The sequence below is a fragment of the Anoxybacillus tepidamans PS2 genome (assembly GCF_000620165.1).
Taxonomy (GTDB): Bacteria; Bacillota; Bacilli; order Bacillales; family Anoxybacillaceae; genus Anoxybacteroides; species Anoxybacteroides tepidamans_A.
In genome coordinates this window covers 142,842-157,693 of record NZ_JHVN01000004.1, presented here as the reverse complement: position 1 = coordinate 157,693, position 14,852 = coordinate 142,842, and the positions used below count along the sequence as shown (strand labels likewise).

22 protein-coding genes are annotated in these 14,852 nt (G+C 43.0%); 9 read left to right on the top strand and 13 right to left on the bottom strand.

The genetic code is table 11. The features are described 5' to 3' along the window. Positions 1-8: 8 nt before the first annotated feature. Positions 9-209, top strand: coding sequence for a cold-shock protein CspD (gene cspD, locus N667_RS0106490; RefSeq protein WP_027408825.1), 201 nt, complete (start codon positions 9-11; stop codon positions 207-209). Between the two features lie 123 nt (positions 210-332). Further along, entirely contained in the window at positions 333-593 is a 261-nt protein-coding gene (locus N667_RS0106485) for a DUF2564 family protein (protein ID WP_027408824.1), read from the top strand. A 41-nt stretch (positions 594-634) separates the two neighbouring features. Here the strand turns inward: N667_RS0106485 and N667_RS0106480 are convergent, their stop codons facing one another. Both N667_RS0106480 and N667_RS0106475 read right to left on the bottom strand, forming a co-directional pair. After that, complete coding sequence (locus tag N667_RS0106480) at positions 635-850, bottom strand: zinc-finger domain-containing protein (RefSeq protein ID WP_027408823.1); 216 nt, start codon at positions 848-850, stop codon at positions 635-637. Beyond that, entirely contained in the window at positions 843-1,523 is a 681-nt protein-coding gene (locus N667_RS0106475) for a ribonuclease H family protein (protein ID WP_027408822.1), read from the bottom strand. Before N667_RS0106475 ends, N667_RS0106480 begins: the two co-directional genes overlap by 8 nt. Before the next feature lie 340 nt (positions 1,524-1,863). On the opposite strand from N667_RS0106475, the gene N667_RS0106470 reads away from it, so the two are divergent. Beyond that, the gene (locus N667_RS0106470) at positions 1,864-2,265 is read left to right on the top strand and encodes a reverse transcriptase-like protein (RefSeq protein ID WP_027408821.1); all 402 of its coding nucleotides are present in this window, start codon (positions 1,864-1,866) and stop codon (positions 2,263-2,265) included. A gap of 3 nt (positions 2,266-2,268) precedes the next feature. Continuing rightward, positions 2,269-3,198 (top strand): DMT family transporter, encoded by a 930-nt coding sequence (locus tag N667_RS18335; RefSeq protein WP_051529974.1) that lies wholly within the window; start codon positions 2,269-2,271, stop codon positions 3,196-3,198. 16 nt (positions 3,199-3,214) lie between these two features. On the opposite strand, the gene N667_RS0106460 is transcribed toward N667_RS18335, so the two are convergent. Together N667_RS0106460 and N667_RS0106455 are read right to left on the bottom strand one after the other, a co-directional pair. Continuing rightward, a complete protein-coding gene (locus N667_RS0106460; protein WP_035098234.1) occupies positions 3,215-3,484 on the bottom strand; it encodes a DUF6123 family protein in 270 nt (89 codons plus the stop codon). 60 nt (positions 3,485-3,544) lie between these two features. Next, positions 3,545-4,012 carry a divergent PAP2 family protein gene (locus tag N667_RS0106455; protein ID WP_027408819.1) on the bottom strand — a complete coding sequence of 156 codons (468 nt, stop codon included), beginning with the start codon at positions 4,010-4,012 and terminating at the stop codon, positions 3,545-3,547. A gap of 75 nt (positions 4,013-4,087) precedes the next feature. Here N667_RS0106455 and sspL point away from each other — a divergent pair, with 75 nt between their 5' ends. After that, positions 4,088-4,225, top strand: coding sequence for a small, acid-soluble spore protein L (sspL, locus tag N667_RS0106450; protein ID WP_027408818.1), 138 nt, complete (start codon positions 4,088-4,090; stop codon positions 4,223-4,225). Between the two features lie 38 nt (positions 4,226-4,263). Here the strand turns inward: sspL and acnA are convergent, their stop codons facing one another. Beyond that, on the bottom strand, positions 4,264-6,972 hold the full coding sequence (acnA, locus tag N667_RS0106445) for an aconitate hydratase AcnA (protein WP_027408817.1): 2,709 nt from the start codon (positions 6,970-6,972) through the stop codon (positions 4,264-4,266). A 203-nt stretch (positions 6,973-7,175) separates the two neighbouring features. Here acnA and sspO point away from each other — a divergent pair, with 203 nt between their 5' ends. Beyond that, positions 7,176-7,325 carry a small acid-soluble spore protein O gene (sspO, locus tag N667_RS0106440; RefSeq protein ID WP_027408816.1) on the top strand — a complete coding sequence of 50 codons (150 nt, stop codon included), beginning with the start codon at positions 7,176-7,178 and terminating at the stop codon, positions 7,323-7,325. A 62-nt stretch (positions 7,326-7,387) separates the two neighbouring features. Here sspO and N667_RS0106435 read toward each other — a convergent pair whose 3' ends face one another. Next, on the bottom strand, positions 7,388-7,648 hold the full coding sequence (locus tag N667_RS0106435) for a hypothetical protein (RefSeq protein ID WP_027408815.1): 261 nt from the start codon (positions 7,646-7,648) through the stop codon (positions 7,388-7,390). A gap of 120 nt (positions 7,649-7,768) precedes the next feature. Here N667_RS0106435 and N667_RS19345 point away from each other — a divergent pair, with 120 nt between their 5' ends. Next, the gene (locus N667_RS19345) at positions 7,769-7,915 is read left to right on the top strand and encodes a small acid-soluble spore protein P (protein ID WP_084278942.1); all 147 of its coding nucleotides are present in this window, start codon (positions 7,769-7,771) and stop codon (positions 7,913-7,915) included. 36 nt (positions 7,916-7,951) lie between these two features. On the opposite strand, the gene N667_RS0106425 is transcribed toward N667_RS19345, so the two are convergent. Continuing rightward, a complete protein-coding gene (locus tag N667_RS0106425; RefSeq protein ID WP_035098231.1) occupies positions 7,952-8,620 on the bottom strand; it encodes a cell wall hydrolase in 669 nt (222 codons plus the stop codon). Positions 8,621-8,881: 261 nt separating this feature from the next. Here N667_RS0106425 and N667_RS0106420 point away from each other — a divergent pair, with 261 nt between their 5' ends. Next, entirely contained in the window at positions 8,882-9,310 is a 429-nt protein-coding gene (locus tag N667_RS0106420) for a DUF2621 domain-containing protein (RefSeq protein WP_027408813.1), read from the top strand. A gap of 33 nt (positions 9,311-9,343) precedes the next feature. Here N667_RS0106420 and N667_RS0106415 read toward each other — a convergent pair whose 3' ends face one another. From N667_RS0106415 to N667_RS0106405, 3 genes are all read right to left on the bottom strand, one after another. Continuing rightward, positions 9,344-9,835 carry a CcdC family protein gene (locus N667_RS0106415; protein ID WP_409978174.1) on the bottom strand — a complete coding sequence of 164 codons (492 nt, stop codon included), beginning with the start codon at positions 9,833-9,835 and terminating at the stop codon, positions 9,344-9,346. Between the two features lie 57 nt (positions 9,836-9,892). Continuing rightward, the gene (locus N667_RS0106410; RefSeq protein ID WP_027408811.1) at positions 9,893-10,252 is read right to left on the bottom strand and encodes a response regulator; all 360 of its coding nucleotides are present in this window, start codon (positions 10,250-10,252) and stop codon (positions 9,893-9,895) included. 129 nt (positions 10,253-10,381) lie between these two features. Next, on the bottom strand, positions 10,382-11,089 hold the full coding sequence (locus N667_RS0106405) for a cytochrome c biogenesis CcdA family protein (RefSeq protein WP_027408810.1): 708 nt from the start codon (positions 11,087-11,089) through the stop codon (positions 10,382-10,384). Between the two features lie 194 nt (positions 11,090-11,283). Between N667_RS0106405 and N667_RS0106400 the strand changes: the two genes are divergently transcribed. Continuing rightward, positions 11,284-11,448: an aspartyl-phosphate phosphatase Spo0E family protein gene (locus N667_RS0106400; RefSeq protein WP_084278950.1), complete on the top strand. Its 165-nt coding sequence runs from the start codon at positions 11,284-11,286 to the stop codon at positions 11,446-11,448. Between the two features lie 341 nt (positions 11,449-11,789). Here N667_RS0106400 and N667_RS0106395 read toward each other — a convergent pair whose 3' ends face one another. The 3 genes from N667_RS0106395 to tkt all read right to left on the bottom strand — a co-directional run bounded on the left by N667_RS0106395 (position 11,790) and on the right by tkt (position 14,795). Beyond that, positions 11,790-12,002 (bottom strand): YneF family protein, encoded by a 213-nt coding sequence (locus tag N667_RS0106395; RefSeq protein ID WP_027408808.1) that lies wholly within the window; start codon positions 12,000-12,002, stop codon positions 11,790-11,792. Between the two features lie 207 nt (positions 12,003-12,209). Beyond that, on the bottom strand, positions 12,210-12,644 hold the full coding sequence (gene sirA, locus N667_RS0106390) for a sporulation inhibitor of replication protein SirA (protein WP_027408807.1): 435 nt from the start codon (positions 12,642-12,644) through the stop codon (positions 12,210-12,212). 144 nt (positions 12,645-12,788) lie between these two features. Further along, positions 12,789-14,795, bottom strand: coding sequence for a transketolase (gene tkt / locus N667_RS0106385; protein WP_027408806.1), 2,007 nt, complete (start codon positions 14,793-14,795; stop codon positions 12,789-12,791). Positions 14,796-14,852 lie beyond the last annotated feature (57 nt).

Below are 14,852 nucleotides of genomic sequence, written 5' to 3'. Positions count from 1 at the left end.
TAAGTATTATGCAAAACGGTAAAGTAAAATGGTTTAACAATGAAAAAGGTTACGGTTTCATCGAAGTGGAAGGCGGAGCAGACGTATTCGTTCATTTCACAGCAATCCAAGGTGAAGGATACAAAACATTAGAAGAAGGACAAGAAGTTTCTTTTGAAATCGTTCAAGGAAACCGTGGACCTCAAGCCGCTAACGTAGTAAAACTATAATAATTAAGCGCTCGTTGACATAGAAGCAAGACGGAAGCGAAGAAAGACTGGCATTGGCCAGTCTTTTTTTGTACATATTCTCTGCTAATGCAACAAACAATATCGGCTAGGAGGTGTTGACAAATGCAACGAAATGTTCATTCTGGATACAATGACCTAAAACAGCTCGAAATGTTTGTTGAAACAGCACAAAAAATGGTAGGATCAGCTACAATGAGCCTAGACCACGACATGTTAACAGGCGCCAAACAGGCGATCGCCAACGCCTACGAGCAACTTGCACGCGTTCGCAATCAAGCCACAGGAGTCGATGACTCATTCCTCGCTAGATGCGAACAACAGCTGCAGCAGGCTGAACACCAATTAAACGAGGCGCTCCGATGAACAAAACAGGCTGACCATTTTGATTTGGTTCAGCCTGTTTTTTACGACCTTGAAGATACTGTAAGCAACATTTCTCCATATCGCTTCATGGTTTCTCCAACTGTGCATTGGGTAATACAGAACGATTGCGCATGCGTTTTACCCATTTCTTTGCGAAACGTGCTTTTTATAAAGCAGCCTTCACAGTACATGCTGTGAATGTCATTTAATTTCGTTAATATCTCTTTTCGCTTTGCTAATTTTTCCTCTTTATTCATTTGCGTCGATCCCTTTCCTCCCTAGTTCGCTCGTGCTCTCAATCATTTTGCCTTCTAATGCTTGACGGGCAAGCTGATCCGCCTCTTTATTCTGCTTTCTTGAAATGGGCTCATAAATCGCTTCAACGCCGAGTTCTTTTAGTCTTGCCTCAATGCGGTCAAGCCATGCGTTATAGTCTTTTTCAAAGCAAGGCCATGTCCCGGACAGCTGATTTAATACAACGTGCGAATCGCCGCGAAAAGTAACAGGCGAATGATGCACTCCTAATTCCTCGAGCGCCTGCACAGCAAACCATAGGGCCGCATATTCCGCTTCGTTATTCGATTTTAACTCGCCAAGACGGCGATTGACTCGAAGGCGATAGGGCTGATGATTTTGCTGATAATAAATGACCGCTCCTACCCCTGCCTCCATCGTTTCATGATCAAATCCTCCGTCAAAATAAACAATCACATCGTGCGGCTCGCTTTCTATCTCTCGAAGTAATTTGATCAATTCTTTTTTCGTCCATGTTATATTTCGCCGATCGATAAATGTTAGTTGTTTGACACGTCCTGTTTTTTCAAAATCCTCGGCTAACAACAGCGCCTTCTCGGCTGGGAGCATTTCAGAAGTAAGCATCACTTCTTGCTTTTTTGGCGTTGTATATGTCCACTGTATCATTACATCCATTTTTGTCATCCTTCCGCCATTCATTTACTCTTGTTTTTATTATACAACAAACAACCGTTTGAAATAACTGCTCCCCATCTCTAAAAAAGTATAGCAATTTTCTAAAAATGGTGGTACAGTAGCAATAGTTCATTACAAGCGTTGTTGATCCATTATTTTACTTGAAAATGCAGAATAGTATGGGTCAACACAAGCTAGGCTTCGCCGACTATGGCAGAAAAGCTTGGAATCAAGTAATGTTAATTGTACAATCAGCACATCTGATAGTTCATCATATCTTCTATCCATTATTTGTAATATTTATATCACTAATACATTAACGGCATGGAGGAATGGTTCATTGATCGAAGTATATATTGACGGAGCAAGCGCTGGAAATCCCGGCCCTTCCGGCGCTGGAATTTTCATTAAAGTAAATGGAGAAGTAGAACGTTATTCTATCCCGCTCGGCTTTATGTCTAACCATGAGGCAGAGCTTCATTCTTTTATTAAAGCGCTGGAAATTTGCCTTGATAAAGGGTATCGCATCGTTTCATTCCGAACCGATTCGCAACTGATTGATCGTGCTGTAGAAAAGGAATTCATCAAAAACAAGCAATATGCCCCTCTTTTACAACAGGCCCTTTCATTAATAAAAAAGTTTGATTTATTTTTTTTAAAATGGATCCCCAGCAAAGACAATCATGTAGCCGATGAATTAGCACGGCAAGCGATTCGCAAAAATGAATCGATGGAGGGATGAACGTTGAAAAAGCAATGGATCGCTGATGCCTCCCTTCTTGCGGTGACATTCGTATGGGGAGCAACATTTGTTGTTGTACAAAATGCCATTTCATTTCTAGAACCGCTTTCCTTCAATGCCGTACGCTTTTGGCTTGCAGGGATTTTTTTGCTTGTCTGGTTTTTGTTATTTGATCGCCCTTCGCTACGCCAATTGGACCGCTCGCTTTTACGCGCTGGTATTTGGATGGGCTTTTGGTTATTTAGCGGCTATGCGTTGCAAACTATTGGCCTTTTATATACGACGTCGTCTAAAGCGGGGTTTATTACCGGGCTTAGTGTCGTGCTTGTTCCTCTATTTTCCTTTCTTTTTTTCAAACAAAAACCGACGGCGAACATGGCATTAGGCTCAGTAATGGCCACATTTGGCTTATATTTTTTGACAGCGAATGGCGAAGGTTGGTCAATGAATCGCGGCGATTTATTCGTGCTCCTGTGCGCCATTTCGTTTGCGATGCACATTATTATTACAGGACAATACTCGTCGCGTCATTCAACGTTTTTACTAACCATTACGCAAATTTTTACGGTCGCTTTTCTTTGTTCGATCTTTGCGCTTATTTTTGAAGATAGCAAAAAAATGTGGGATATCGCTATTTTGCAGCAACGAGAGGTATGGACAGCTTTGCTCGTCACATCTCTGCTTGCGACAGCTGCCGCGTTTTTAATCCAAACGAACTTTCAAAAATATACGACAGCAGCGCGCGTTGCACTTATTTTTGCTATGGAGCCAGTGTTTGCAGCAGCGACAGCTTATATGTGGGCGGGCGAACGACTTTCTAGCGCGGACATCCTCGGGTGTGCTGGCATCTTATGTGGTATGATTGTATCAGAATTGCCTATTTTCTCATGGGCAGGAAAGCGATCATTAAATCAAGAAAATCCTCGAGCATAACGCCGAGGATTTTTTGTTACGCAAAACCTTTTTCTCGCATAAATGCTTGCACTTGCTTATGCGTCGAAAGCTGTTCTTTCCGCAGTTCCTCTAGTAACGACAGAAAGAAGCTGCCATCAAATTCTTTTTGAATCTTTAATGTCCACTCCAGAGCTATAATAGTTAATTCATCGCTTGCCTGTGCATACTGCTGGCCAAACTGCACAAAGCGAAACGCGTCCTCGCCAAGACGAAATCCCTTGCTTGCTAAGAAGTCGAAATATTGCGCCACCGTCTGCTTTCCCATACTCGCACTCCCGACAATAACATATTTCGCTTCCATCTTAGCGCATTTTTGTCATCATGGCTAGCTTATTTTTTTCTTTGTCAGCCAATAAGAAACCCAACCTGTCGCAATCCCTAACAAAGCGCCGCCAACTACTTCGATCGGCTGATGGCCAAGCCGCTCGCGAATTCGTTCCTTTCTTTTTTCATACAATGCTTGTTTTGGATCGCGTTCAAGCCGCATCACCTCTTCCGCCAAATCGTTAAGGCGAATCGCAAGCTCCCCCGCTTGCCGTCTTACTCCTTGTGCATCGTACATGACAATAAGCCCAAATAAAGCTGCGAGCGCAAAATCGACCGTGCGCACACCTCTTTTCAGCGCAATAAAGGTAGCGAGCGAGGAAACGCCTGCCGAATGGGAACTTGGCATCCCGCCCGTTTCAAAAAAATACCCCCAGTGCCACTCGCCCGTTTCCCATTTTTTGAGCGGGATTTTTAAAAATTGCGCAATCGCGATCGTGCTTAATGCTGTTTTTAGCGCCCGATTCATCAACCATTCCCCTTTCAACTGTCATAAACATATTTTTTCACAACAGGGCCACACTATCCATGGAGGTGAACCGAAATGGCGAAAAACGGTGGAAAAAATCGCGGAACGAAGGCACCGGGCGTCAACCCGCAAGGATTTGGACAAGATGCAACATTTACTCCCGATCCAAAAAGTGAACTGGAAAATGCAGCAAAACGAAGCAATACAAAGTAACCAATTAAAAAAGCTGTCCCCAAAGGACAGCTTTTTTATTACTTATGCAATTTTTCGCGCAATACCATTTGCAGAATGCCACCGTGACGATAGTAGTCGATTTCGACTTCACTGTCAAAGCGCACAAGCACTTCGAACTCTTTTTTGTTGCCTGCTTCGTCCGTAGCCGTTACTTTTACATAGTCACGCGGCTTGACGTTTTCATCGATGTGGATTTCAAACGTCTCTTTTCCGGTCAAGCCTAGCGTTTCTGCGTTTTCGCCCTCTTTAAATTGGAGCGGTAATACGCCCATGAGTACAAGGTTTGAACGGTGGATGCGCTCGAAGCTTTCCGCAATGACTGTTTTGATTCCTAGCAAGAACGTACCTTTTGCTGCCCAGTCGCGGGAGCTTCCCATTCCGTAATCTTTGCCGGCAAGGACTACAAGGCCCGTACCGTCTTGTTTGTACTTCATGCACGCATCATAGATTGACATCACTTCGCCTGTTGGCCAGTACGTTGTATAGCCGCCTTCTGTGCCTGGAGCGATTTGGTTGCGAATGCGAATGTTTGCAAACGTACCGCGCATCATGACTTCATGGTTACCGCGGCGTGAACCGTACGAGTTGAAATCTTTCGGTTCGACACCTTTAGAAATGAGGTATTGGCCTGCCGGCGTATTTTTTCCGATTGAACCAGCCGGAGAAATATGGTCTGTTGTGACGGAATCGCCAAATTTTCCGACGACGCGCAAGCCTGTAAGCGGCTGTACTTGACGAACATCCGGAGATAGCCCTTCAAAGAACGGAGGATTTTGAATGTATGTGGAATCCTCATCCCACTGATAGAGCGGTTCATCCGTTGTTTCAATTTCATTCCAACGCGCATTGTCGTCGAACACACGCTCATACTCTTTGCGGAACAATTCTGGTGTAACCGTTTGTTTAACGACTTCTTTCACTTCTTCAGTCGTTGGCCAAATATCATTGAAGTAGACGTCGTTTCCATCTTTATCTTTGCCGATCGGATCATGAAGCAGGTCAATGTCCACCGTACCTGCTAATGCATACGCTACGACAAGCGGAGGCGATGCCAAGTAGTTGCCTTTCACAAGCGGATGAATCCGGCCTTCGAAGTTGCGGTTACCGGAAAGAACGCTTGTTACAAGCAAGTCATTTTCCGCAATCGCTTTCTCTAATTCTGGCGCGAGCGGCCCTGAGTTACCAATACATGTCGTACAGCCGTATCCGACAATGTTAAAGCCGATTTGCTCAAGGTACGGAAGCAATCCAGAATCTTTTAGGTAGCCTGTAACAACTTTCGAACCAGGCGCTAATGACGTTTTCACGTATTTTGGTACGTACAAGCCTTTTTCAACCGCTTTTTTCGCCACTAAACCGGCACCGATCAACACATACGGGTTGGAAGTATTCGTACAGCTTGTAATCGCAGCGATCGCAATTGCGCCCGTCTTCATTTTCACTTGTTCACCGTTTAATTCGACGGTGATTTCTTTATCAAGATCCGCTTCTGTCAAACCGAATCCTTGGTTTCCTTGAGGAGCTTTTACCGCCTCGCGGAACGCTTCTTTCATTTTAGAAAGCGGAATTAAATCTTGCGGACGCTTTGGTCCGGAAAGGTTCGCTTCGATTTCAGACAAGTTGATTTCGACAACGTCTGTGAATGTCGGCTCTGCCGCATCTGGCGTATAGAACAAGCCGTTTGCTTTGCAGTACGCTTCTACCACTTGCACGTGATGCTCATCGCGGCCTGTTAAGCGCAAGTAGTCAAGCGCTTCTGCATCAACCGGGAAGAATCCGCATGTAGCGCCGTACTCTGGTGCCATGTTCGCCACTGTCGCACGATCTGCTAAAGGCAATGTTGCGACACCTGGACCGAAAAACTCAACAAACTTACCAACGACGCCTTTTTTACGAAGCACTTGTGTTACTTTTAGGGCTAAGTCAGTAGCTGTCGTTCCGTTCGGCAATTTACCTGTCAAACGGACGCCAATGACTTCCGGAACTGGGAAATAGGAAGGTTGTCCGAGCATTCCGGCTTCCGCTTCAATTCCTCCGACGCCCCAGCCAAGGACACCAATACCGTTAATCATCGTTGTATGGGAGTCCGTACCGACGAGCGTATCCGGAAACGCTTCGTACTGGCCGTTTTCTCCTTCAACTGCATGCACGACGTTCGCTAAATACTCCAAGTTTACTTGGTGAACGATTCCTGTTGCCGGCGGCACTGCACGGTAGTTGTCAAACGCTTTTTGCGCCCATTTCAAAAATTTATAACGCTCAGCGTTGCGCTCAAATTCTAAATTCATGTTGTACTCAAGCGCATCATCTGTTCCCGCTTTATCGACTTGCACAGAGTGGTCGATAACAAGATCGACCGGAATTTCCGGGTTGATTTCATACGGATTTCCGCCGATATCGGCCATCGCTTTGCGCATTGACGCCAAATCAACGACAGCAGGAACACCAGTGAAATCCTGTAAAATAACACGCGATGGTTTAAAAGGAACATCAATATCTTTTAATTCGGCTGTTCCCCATTTCGCCAAATTTTCCACATGCTCTTTCGTAATGACACGGCCATCTACTTGGCGAAGCACGGACTCTAACAGAACTTTAATTGAATATGGCAAACGGGAGACATTGCCGATTCCCGCTTCTTCAAGAGCCTGCAAACGATAATAATTGTAAGTTTTACCGTTCACTTCAAATGAAGCGCGGGCTTGGAACACATCTTGCTTTGTCATATGTACTACCCCCTCTTTCAATAAATACTATACTACTTTTTCGTAAAAATGTCGAAAAAATAGTACGAATTCTCCCAAAACCCGTAAAATTGATACGCTTTTATCTTATTATAAGGCACTATAGATTGTAAATAATTATTCCTCTGTTTCGCAAAAGAATAAAAATCCCTCCTTGCTGCAAACTATCGAAGGGGGTGAAAACAATGGGAAAACGCAAAGCAAATCACGTAATTCCTGGAATGAACGCAGCCAGCGCACAGGGGATGGGAGCTGGCTACAATGAAGAGTTTTCCAACGAACCATTAACAGAGGCAGAGCGTCAAAATAACAAGAAAAGAAAAAAGAATCAGTAAAACGCTGAAGCGGAGCTGCCGCAGGGCATATAAAAAGGGAATGTCTTATGCCGACATTCCCTTTATTGAATTTGGTTTACCTCATCGACGATCGCCTGCAAATCGGAGCGGAACTGTTCAAGGCGAGCGCGCTGCGTTTCGGAGGCGACCTCCATTGCATTGTTAATTTGTTCAAAAGCTTCATTCATTTCTTGCTGCAAATGCTTCAATTGGCTTCCGTAATCCGCTTGATCGGGAACTAAATGGTCATACCATTCCTTCGCCTCCATCGTTCCCTTTTCGGCCGATTGGAAAGCTTCTTGCTTATTTTTATGATACGGCATACCCTTTCCTCCTTCCGTTGCATCCACATTTATTATCGTTTCAAATATGCTGGAAATTATACTAATGAATAAACAAAAGAAAAGACGCTATGCTACTTAAATAAAGGAGGCAAGATGACCATGACAAACAAAAACACAGGCAAAGACATGCGGAAAAACGCGCCGAAAGGAGACCAATCGGGACAGCCTGAGCCTTTAAGCGGTTCTAAAAAAGTGAAAAATCGAAACCATACGCGACAAAAACATAATTCTAGCCATGATATGTAAAGATAAAAAAGAGGATGTTTGCAAACATCCTCTTTTTTATCTTGCAAATACGTGATGACCGATGCGAATTGTCACAGGTCTTGAAAGCATCCAACGATCTTTTGTGATGGCTGGATTGTAAAAATATATGGAATGACGCTTGTCAGTTGGAAATTGGGACAACGCCTCATCAACCGCTTTATAATCCTGCTTTGTCGGCTGAGTCTTCGCTAATTTTCCAGTCTTTACTGGGACAAATGCATAGCCTGTTTTTGTTTTTTGATAGATAACACCTTTAATAGTGTTAGGAAAATCTGGACTTTTCACTCGATTCAAAACAACTAACGCAACTTCTACTTTCCCTGCGAACGGTTCGCTCGATCCTGTTTCCGCTTGCACAATTTGTGCTAAAAGCTTTCGTTCCTCTGCGGTAATAGCTAGAGTCGACTTTTTCGATGTACTTTTAGCGCTTTTAGTGCTTTTTGTCACTTTAGCCGTTACCGGTACTTTCAATGTTTCACCAGCCAAAATCCGATCCGTCTTTCTTTTATTTAACGTTTTTAGCGCTGATACGGTCGTTTTGTACTTTTTGGCGATTTTATAGAAAGAATCGCCTCGTTGCACTTTATAATATGTATACGTGGTAGCTGCTTTGCCTACATATGACGTAAACGCTACAACCATACAGCAAACTACTGCGAGTGTCGTCAAAGTCTTTTTAATCATCTCTTCCTCCTCATAGTTGCTTTTTGGTTTTCCCGTTCGCATTTACTAGATTAGCATGTTTGTAGACACGGATCACTGGTTGGCATTTCCATCAGTTTCTTTAAAGGTATGCTGAAGCATTGATATATAAAGGTTCAAGCTTCTTCTTTACAGTTGCATTACAGTTTCGTAACAGACGATAAAAAGCGACGATTCTTGCCAAACATCTCTATTTTAGAGATAATGGTTGATAGAAATGGAAGTTTTCGTCGAGGTGGAAAGATGTTAACAGGTTGGTTTCTTTGGTTTATTTTATTTTGGGTCGTATTTTTGCTAGTAACGATGTCAATCGGCGGCTTCTTTATGTTTCGCAAATTTTTAAAACGCTTGCCAAAGGCAGACGGAAAATCTGAACTGGACTGGCAAGAGTATTATATTGAACAAACACGGCATTTATGGGGTGCGGAGGAAAAAGCTCTTCTTGAAGACTTGGTAAAACCTGTCCCAGAATTATTCCGTGATGTCGCCCGTCAGAAAATTGCCGGTAAAATCGGTGAACTGGCGTTGCAAGAACAAGCGCCGTGTATTACAAAAGATTTGGTGATACGCGGCTATATTATCGCCACGCCAAAGCGCGACCATAAATTTTTAGTCAAAGCGTTGAAAGAAAAGCAGATCGATCTTTCTCCGTATGCACATTTGTTTGACTAAATAAAAAAAGATGGGGAGCACCCCATCTTTTTTTTATGTGGACCAAAGGGTTGGATTATGCTTTAATTGTCGTTCTAGTTTTTTGTAGGAGACATACATTGCTACGCGCCAAGGAACAATCATTGCAAATGCTAACAAATAAAACATGCCACTTAACTGATGATAGTCAATCGTTCTTCCTAAATATGACTTCAGTGCAAGGCGGATCACAATCAAGCTCACTAAAATCCAAACAAATGCTTTTGACCGTTTTAAATAAATATGTTGTCCGCGAATCTCAAATTTTGACGTTTTAATTAAAAAGATCGAGAAAAAGACCCCTAGCACAATCGCTTCAATGAGCTCCCCCTTCGTCACACGAAACGGTGGATCTAAAAACATCAGGGAACCGGTGCTCATAAATAGAGGCGGTAAAATAATTTTTTTGGCGTTTGTCGGCTTTTTTGCCGCTTTCATACGAACAAACAAAATTAAGAATGCCATTACTACAGCTACGATTGAACTTACAATTGCCAAGCAAATCATCCTTTGCTATAAAATTTTGTCATCGTAGTTTATTATAGATATTCGCGTGCATCTTTTCTACATTAATACGCGAGCAATTGCTTCCATTACCCGGCTTTCTTCAAATGGTTTAATGATGAAATCAATCGCTCCTGCTTCGAGCGCCTCAACCACCATTTTTTGCTGTCCAAGCGCTGAGCACATGATAATTTTCGCTTTTGGATCGATCTGTTTAATTATTTTTGCTGCTTCGATTCCGTTCATAACGGGCATTGTAATATCCAATGTAACAATATCCGGTTTTAGCTCTCGATATAATTCAATAGCTTCCTCCCCATTTTCCGCTTCTCCTACAATTTCATAGTTTGCTTTTTTCAAAATGTTCGACAATGTTACTCTCATAAATTTTGCATCATCCACAATTAATACTTTTGCCATAATAATCCCCCTATTAGCCCAGAAAAATAGAGTGTGCAATAACGGGCCGACAGTCCTATGCAACAATGTAGCGAATTTATGGAAAAATTTCAACCTAAATATAGTGACAAACTGCGATGGCTTTTGACATTAAAATCCGGTAAAACCGCCGAAAATACTTGTTGTATATGTGGTAATTTTCGTCATCCAATCAAAAAACAACAAAACCCCCATAGCAATCATAATATATCCGCCCGCTTTCATCATTTTGACATTATGCCGGCGAATCCATTGCATTTTGCCGATAAAGAAGGACAAAAGAACAAAAGGTACCGCAAATCCAAGGGAGTATGCAGCCATATACAACATTCCCGATCCCGGATTGGTTGCCGCAAGCGCAATGACCGACACCAAAATCGGGCCCATGCATGGTGTCCATCCGGCCGCAAACGCCATTCCGATCAACGTAGAGCCGATATACCCAGACGGGCGACTGCGAAACGAAATGCGATGATCTTTCATTAAAAAGCTAGGTTTAAATACACCAACAACGACAAATCCAAAAAAAATAATCAAAATCGCCCCAATTTGTCGAATAAAATCTTGATATTCTGTAAACCATTCACCAATGATCGACGTGCCAAAGCCAATCGAAACGAAAATGATCGAAAAACCGATCAGAAAAAATAGGGTATGTAGTAGACTTCGTTTTTGCAACATCGCATTTTCCGATTGCAATTCTGCCACCGACACGCCGGTAATATATGACAAAAACGCAGGATATAAAGGTAAACAGCAAGGAGAAATAAAAGATAAAAACCCTGCACCAAACGCTAAAAAAAGATTTACATCTGCCATTCGTTCCAACTCCTATATGTTCTTTTTCTTCCATTTTATCAAAAAACCAACGTTTATTGTGCTCTTTCTATTTTTATGAGGAGAATTTATAAAAAGGGGATTTTTTCCTTTTGAATTAATTGCCAAAATAGTATACAATACCTATATAGATTTGAACAACAGAAAGGACTTGTGCCCCCGTGTCAAAACAAGAAATGATTCGGCTCATTGAAACAAAGAGAAACGAATTAATGGAAATAGTAGCAAAGCGCGGCCTCAATGCGGCGGTGACGATTCAAATAAGTCAAGAGTTAGACTCCCTTCTCAACCAATATAACGAATATATGTACAAAAGGAAGAAACGCCTCTCTTCTCAATAGGAAGCAGTGAGGCGTTTTTTCTTTCAATAGGCAGCGCTGCCGCGATCAGCAAAAGGCCGATCCATTGAACAAGCGTTTTTGCTGTAAGAGCGTCCCTTCAATGATGATACTAATCGCTTTTGGTGGCATAAGTTCCAATATCGCCACAACTAGCAACAAACTAATTCCCGTTTATGCTTGTCTCTCTTGCCAAAAAAACCGAATAAATCTCGAAAGCCCTTCATCCAGCCCCTCTTTCTCTCCTTCTTTGTTTATTAACATACTTAAAACATTATATCATCGTAACAAAAAATAGCAAAAAATTGAAATAAAAAGACACTCCGCAGAGTGCCTGTCCCAATTTATTTTAGCTGGTTGTTCATCGCTTTCATCATTTGATTGATTTTCTTTTGCGACGGCGTCATTCCCATTTGCATCATCATCATGCGAATCATTTGTTCATTAATAGGCGGATTTTTCTTTAAATAGTCCATCATCGTTTTGCGGGCAATGAAAAATCCTAGCGCCGTCCCAGCGATGAGCGCTAGAATGCCAACGAGAATCGTTGTCCACATACTTCCTTTTCCTCCTTCATGTTGTCTACCTAACAGTGTACTAAACAATGCGCTATTATACAATATTTCCACATAAAAATCTTTTATTTGTCGAATATAAGTTGCAAATAGGTTACAGGAAGTACAAGTTGCGATTAACTTAACCTCTGTAGCTATTTTAGAAAATCAATGGATGAACCAGCTTCTTGGTTCATCCATTAATTTGATTTACGCAAATTTTCTTTCTTCCGTCGCCATCGTTAGCCATTGATAATGATGGAAATGAATGTCGACCGCTAAAAATGATGACGAAATCATGGCCAGCGCCTGAAAAATCCGATTCGTTAACGGCTGGCTATCGCTGATGAGAAACAATCGGCGCTGCTGGGCAATGATAAGCGCCTCTTCACTTGTTTTTTCGTCTTTAAGCACTAGCATATTCCGTTCTACATTTTTTTCAATCTGCCCTGAAAAGTGCTGTTTCATCCCCAGCTCTAATCGCGAAAACGAAATGCGTTCCGTAATAAATTGAATTTGCTTGTGACAAATGCTTTTTAATGATGCTGTCTGATATTCTTGCAATAGTTCGATAATTTTTTCTGGTCGTTGATAGTATCCATCTGCTACTTCATCACGAAACAAATAAATCCAATAGCGCGCCACCTTCCCGTCCCCCATTCTTCTTCTTTTTACTTATTATAGAAAAAAAAGAGAGAAAAACATGTCTATTAACGGAAAAATTCTTCACTAATTTTGTCGAATAAAGCGTAAAAAACCGCCCTTTTATAAAGGACGGTTTTTCAGCATTTATTTATGAAGAAGCTGCTTTACGCGTTTGATAACATTGTCGACCGTAAATCCGTATTCCTCCATAATTTTTTCTCCCGGAGCAGAAGCACCGAAACGATCGATCGCTAAAATGTCTCCTTCGTCACCCGTATAGCGCTCCCAACCGAGGGAAGCGGCCATTTCGATGGCTAGACGCTTTTTCACTGTTGAAGGCAATACTTGCTCTTTATATTCTTTCGGCTGTTGCTCAAACCGATCCCAAGACGGCATGCTGACAACTGAAACGTAAATCCCTTCAGAGGCTAACGCTTTTTGCGCTTCAACAGCAAGACTCACTTCTGATCCTGATGCCAACAGCAGCGCTTCTGCTTCTCCATTTGCGGCCTCTGATACGATATATGCTCCTTTTTTCACACCTTCGTACGCACGTTCCACTGTTGTCGAAAGAGTTGGGAGATTTTGCCGAGTCAATACGAGCGCCGTTGGGCGATCCGTTGATTCAACAGCCAAGCGCCATGCTGCTGCTGTTTCGTTTCCATCCGCTGGGCGAATGACAGATAAATTCGGCATTGCCCGCAACGATGGCAACTGCTCGATCGGTTCGTGCGTTGGGCCGTCTTCACCAACAGCGATGCTATCATGCGTAAGAACGTATGTGACCGGCAGTCCCATTAACGCTGCTAAACGAATCGCCGGACGCAAGTAGTCAGAGAACACAAAGAACGTACCGCCGAATACTTTGACACCACCATGTAGCGCCATACCGTTCATGATTGCCCCCATCGCAAACTCGCGAACACCAAACCATATATTGCGGCCTTCATAACTTTGCGGCATAAAATTGCCCGCACCTTTAATAAGCGTTTTGTTCGAACCTGCAAGATCGGCCGATCCACCGATAAATTGAGGAACGGCCTTTGCGATCGCATTAAGCACTTCCCCTGATGAAGCGCGCGTTGCCAAGCTTTTCCCCTCTTCGTATACAGGCAGATTCTTTTCCCATCCTTCAGGAAGCTTTCCTTCGATAGCCAGCTCGAACTGAGTTGCCAGCTCTGGGTGTGCTTTTTTGTATGCAGCCAACAATTCATTCCATTCAGCTTCTTTTTTCTCTCCCGCTTCTTTAACAGCTTGACGGAAATGGGCATATACTTCTTCCGGTACATAAAAATCTTCTTCGAACGTCCATTGATATGCTTCTTTTGTCAATTTCAACTCGTCCGCGCCAAGCGGAGCTCCGTGAACATCAGACGTTCCAGCCTTGTTTGGCGATCCGTAGCCGATCGTTGTCTTAACTTCAATGATCGTTGGGCGGTCTGTGCTTGCTTTTGCTTCTTCTAGCGCTTTAGCAATTTCCGCTATATCGTTGCCGTTTTCCACTCTTAAATATTGCCAACCGTATGCTTCAAAGCGTTGTGCGACATTTTCAGAGAACGATAGATTTAATTCTCCGTCAAGGGAAATGTCGTTGGAATCATAGAGAACGATCAAACGGCCAAGCTTTAAATGCCCTGCTAACGAAGCGGCCTCAGAAGCAACCCCTTCCATTAAATCTCCATCTCCACAAATCGCATATGTGTAATGATTAACAATCTCAAAGCTTTCTTTGTTGTATGTAGCTGCTAAATGCCGTTCTGCCATCGCCATCCCGACAGCCATCGCGATTCCTTGCCCTAATGGACCTGTTGTCGCCTCAACTCCCGGTGTATGTCCGTATTCCGGATGTCCAGGGGTTTTGCTTCCCCATTGGCGAAACTGCTTAATATCCTCCATTGATACATCATATCCACTTAGATGAAGCAAGCTATACAAAAGCATGGAACCATGTCCAGCGGACAGCACAAAACGATCGCGGTTAAACCATTTTGGATTGCTTGGGTTATGGTTCATAAATTTCGTCCAAAGCGTATAAGCCATTGGCGCAGCGCCCATCGGCATTCCCGGATGTCCTGAATTCGCCTTTTCAATTGCATCAATCGACAATGTACGGATTGTCGTGATCGCTAACTGATCGATCGTCTCTGTCATGATTATTCATCCTTTCGTTCCAAATAGTATCATCTCTATCATATAGAAAGACAGGGA

Excerpts from the sequence above, each read along its gene's own strand:
- cspD (WP_027408825.1), top strand. The coding sequence starts at position 9 with ATGCAAAACGGTAAAGTAAAATGGTTTAACAATGAAAAAGGTTACGGT.
- N667_RS0106485 (WP_027408824.1), top strand. The coding sequence starts at position 333 with ATGCAACGAAATGTTCATTCTGGATACAATGACCTAAAACAGCTCGAA.
- N667_RS0106480 (WP_027408823.1), bottom strand. The coding sequence starts at position 850 with ATGAATAAAGAGGAAAAATTAGCAAAGCGAAAAGAGATATTAACGAAA.
- N667_RS0106475 (WP_027408822.1), bottom strand. The coding sequence starts at position 1,523 with ATGGATGTAATGATACAGTGGACATATACAACGCCAAAAAAGCAAGAA.
- N667_RS0106460 (WP_035098234.1), bottom strand. The coding sequence starts at position 3,484 with ATGGGAAAGCAGACGGTGGCGCAATATTTCGACTTCTTAGCAAGCAAG.
- N667_RS0106455 (WP_027408819.1), bottom strand. The coding sequence starts at position 4,012 with ATGAATCGGGCGCTAAAAACAGCATTAAGCACGATCGCGATTGCGCAA.
- sspL (WP_027408818.1), top strand. The coding sequence starts at position 4,088 with ATGGCGAAAAACGGTGGAAAAAATCGCGGAACGAAGGCACCGGGCGTC.
- acnA (WP_027408817.1), bottom strand. The coding sequence starts at position 6,972 with ATGACAAAGCAAGATGTGTTCCAAGCCCGCGCTTCATTTGAAGTGAAC.
- sspO (WP_027408816.1), top strand. The coding sequence starts at position 7,176 with ATGGGAAAACGCAAAGCAAATCACGTAATTCCTGGAATGAACGCAGCC.
- N667_RS0106435 (WP_027408815.1), bottom strand. The coding sequence starts at position 7,648 with ATGCCGTATCATAAAAATAAGCAAGAAGCTTTCCAATCGGCCGAAAAG.
- N667_RS19345 (WP_084278942.1), top strand. The coding sequence starts at position 7,769 with ATGACAAACAAAAACACAGGCAAAGACATGCGGAAAAACGCGCCGAAA.
- N667_RS0106425 (WP_035098231.1), bottom strand. The coding sequence starts at position 8,620 with ATGATTAAAAAGACTTTGACGACACTCGCAGTAGTTTGCTGTATGGTT.
- N667_RS0106420 (WP_027408813.1), top strand. The coding sequence starts at position 8,882 with ATGTTAACAGGTTGGTTTCTTTGGTTTATTTTATTTTGGGTCGTATTT.
- N667_RS0106415 (WP_409978174.1), bottom strand. The coding sequence starts at position 9,835 with ATGATTTGCTTGGCAATTGTAAGTTCAATCGTAGCTGTAGTAATGGCA.
- N667_RS0106410 (WP_027408811.1), bottom strand. The coding sequence starts at position 10,252 with ATGGCAAAAGTATTAATTGTGGATGATGCAAAATTTATGAGAGTAACA.
- N667_RS0106405 (WP_027408810.1), bottom strand. The coding sequence starts at position 11,089 with ATGGCAGATGTAAATCTTTTTTTAGCGTTTGGTGCAGGGTTTTTATCT.
- N667_RS0106400 (WP_084278950.1), top strand. The coding sequence starts at position 11,284 with ATGATTCGGCTCATTGAAACAAAGAGAAACGAATTAATGGAAATAGTA.
- N667_RS0106395 (WP_027408808.1), bottom strand. The coding sequence starts at position 12,002 with ATGTGGACAACGATTCTCGTTGGCATTCTAGCGCTCATCGCTGGGACG.
- tkt (WP_027408806.1), bottom strand. The coding sequence starts at position 14,795 with ATGACAGAGACGATCGATCAGTTAGCGATCACGACAATCCGTACATTG.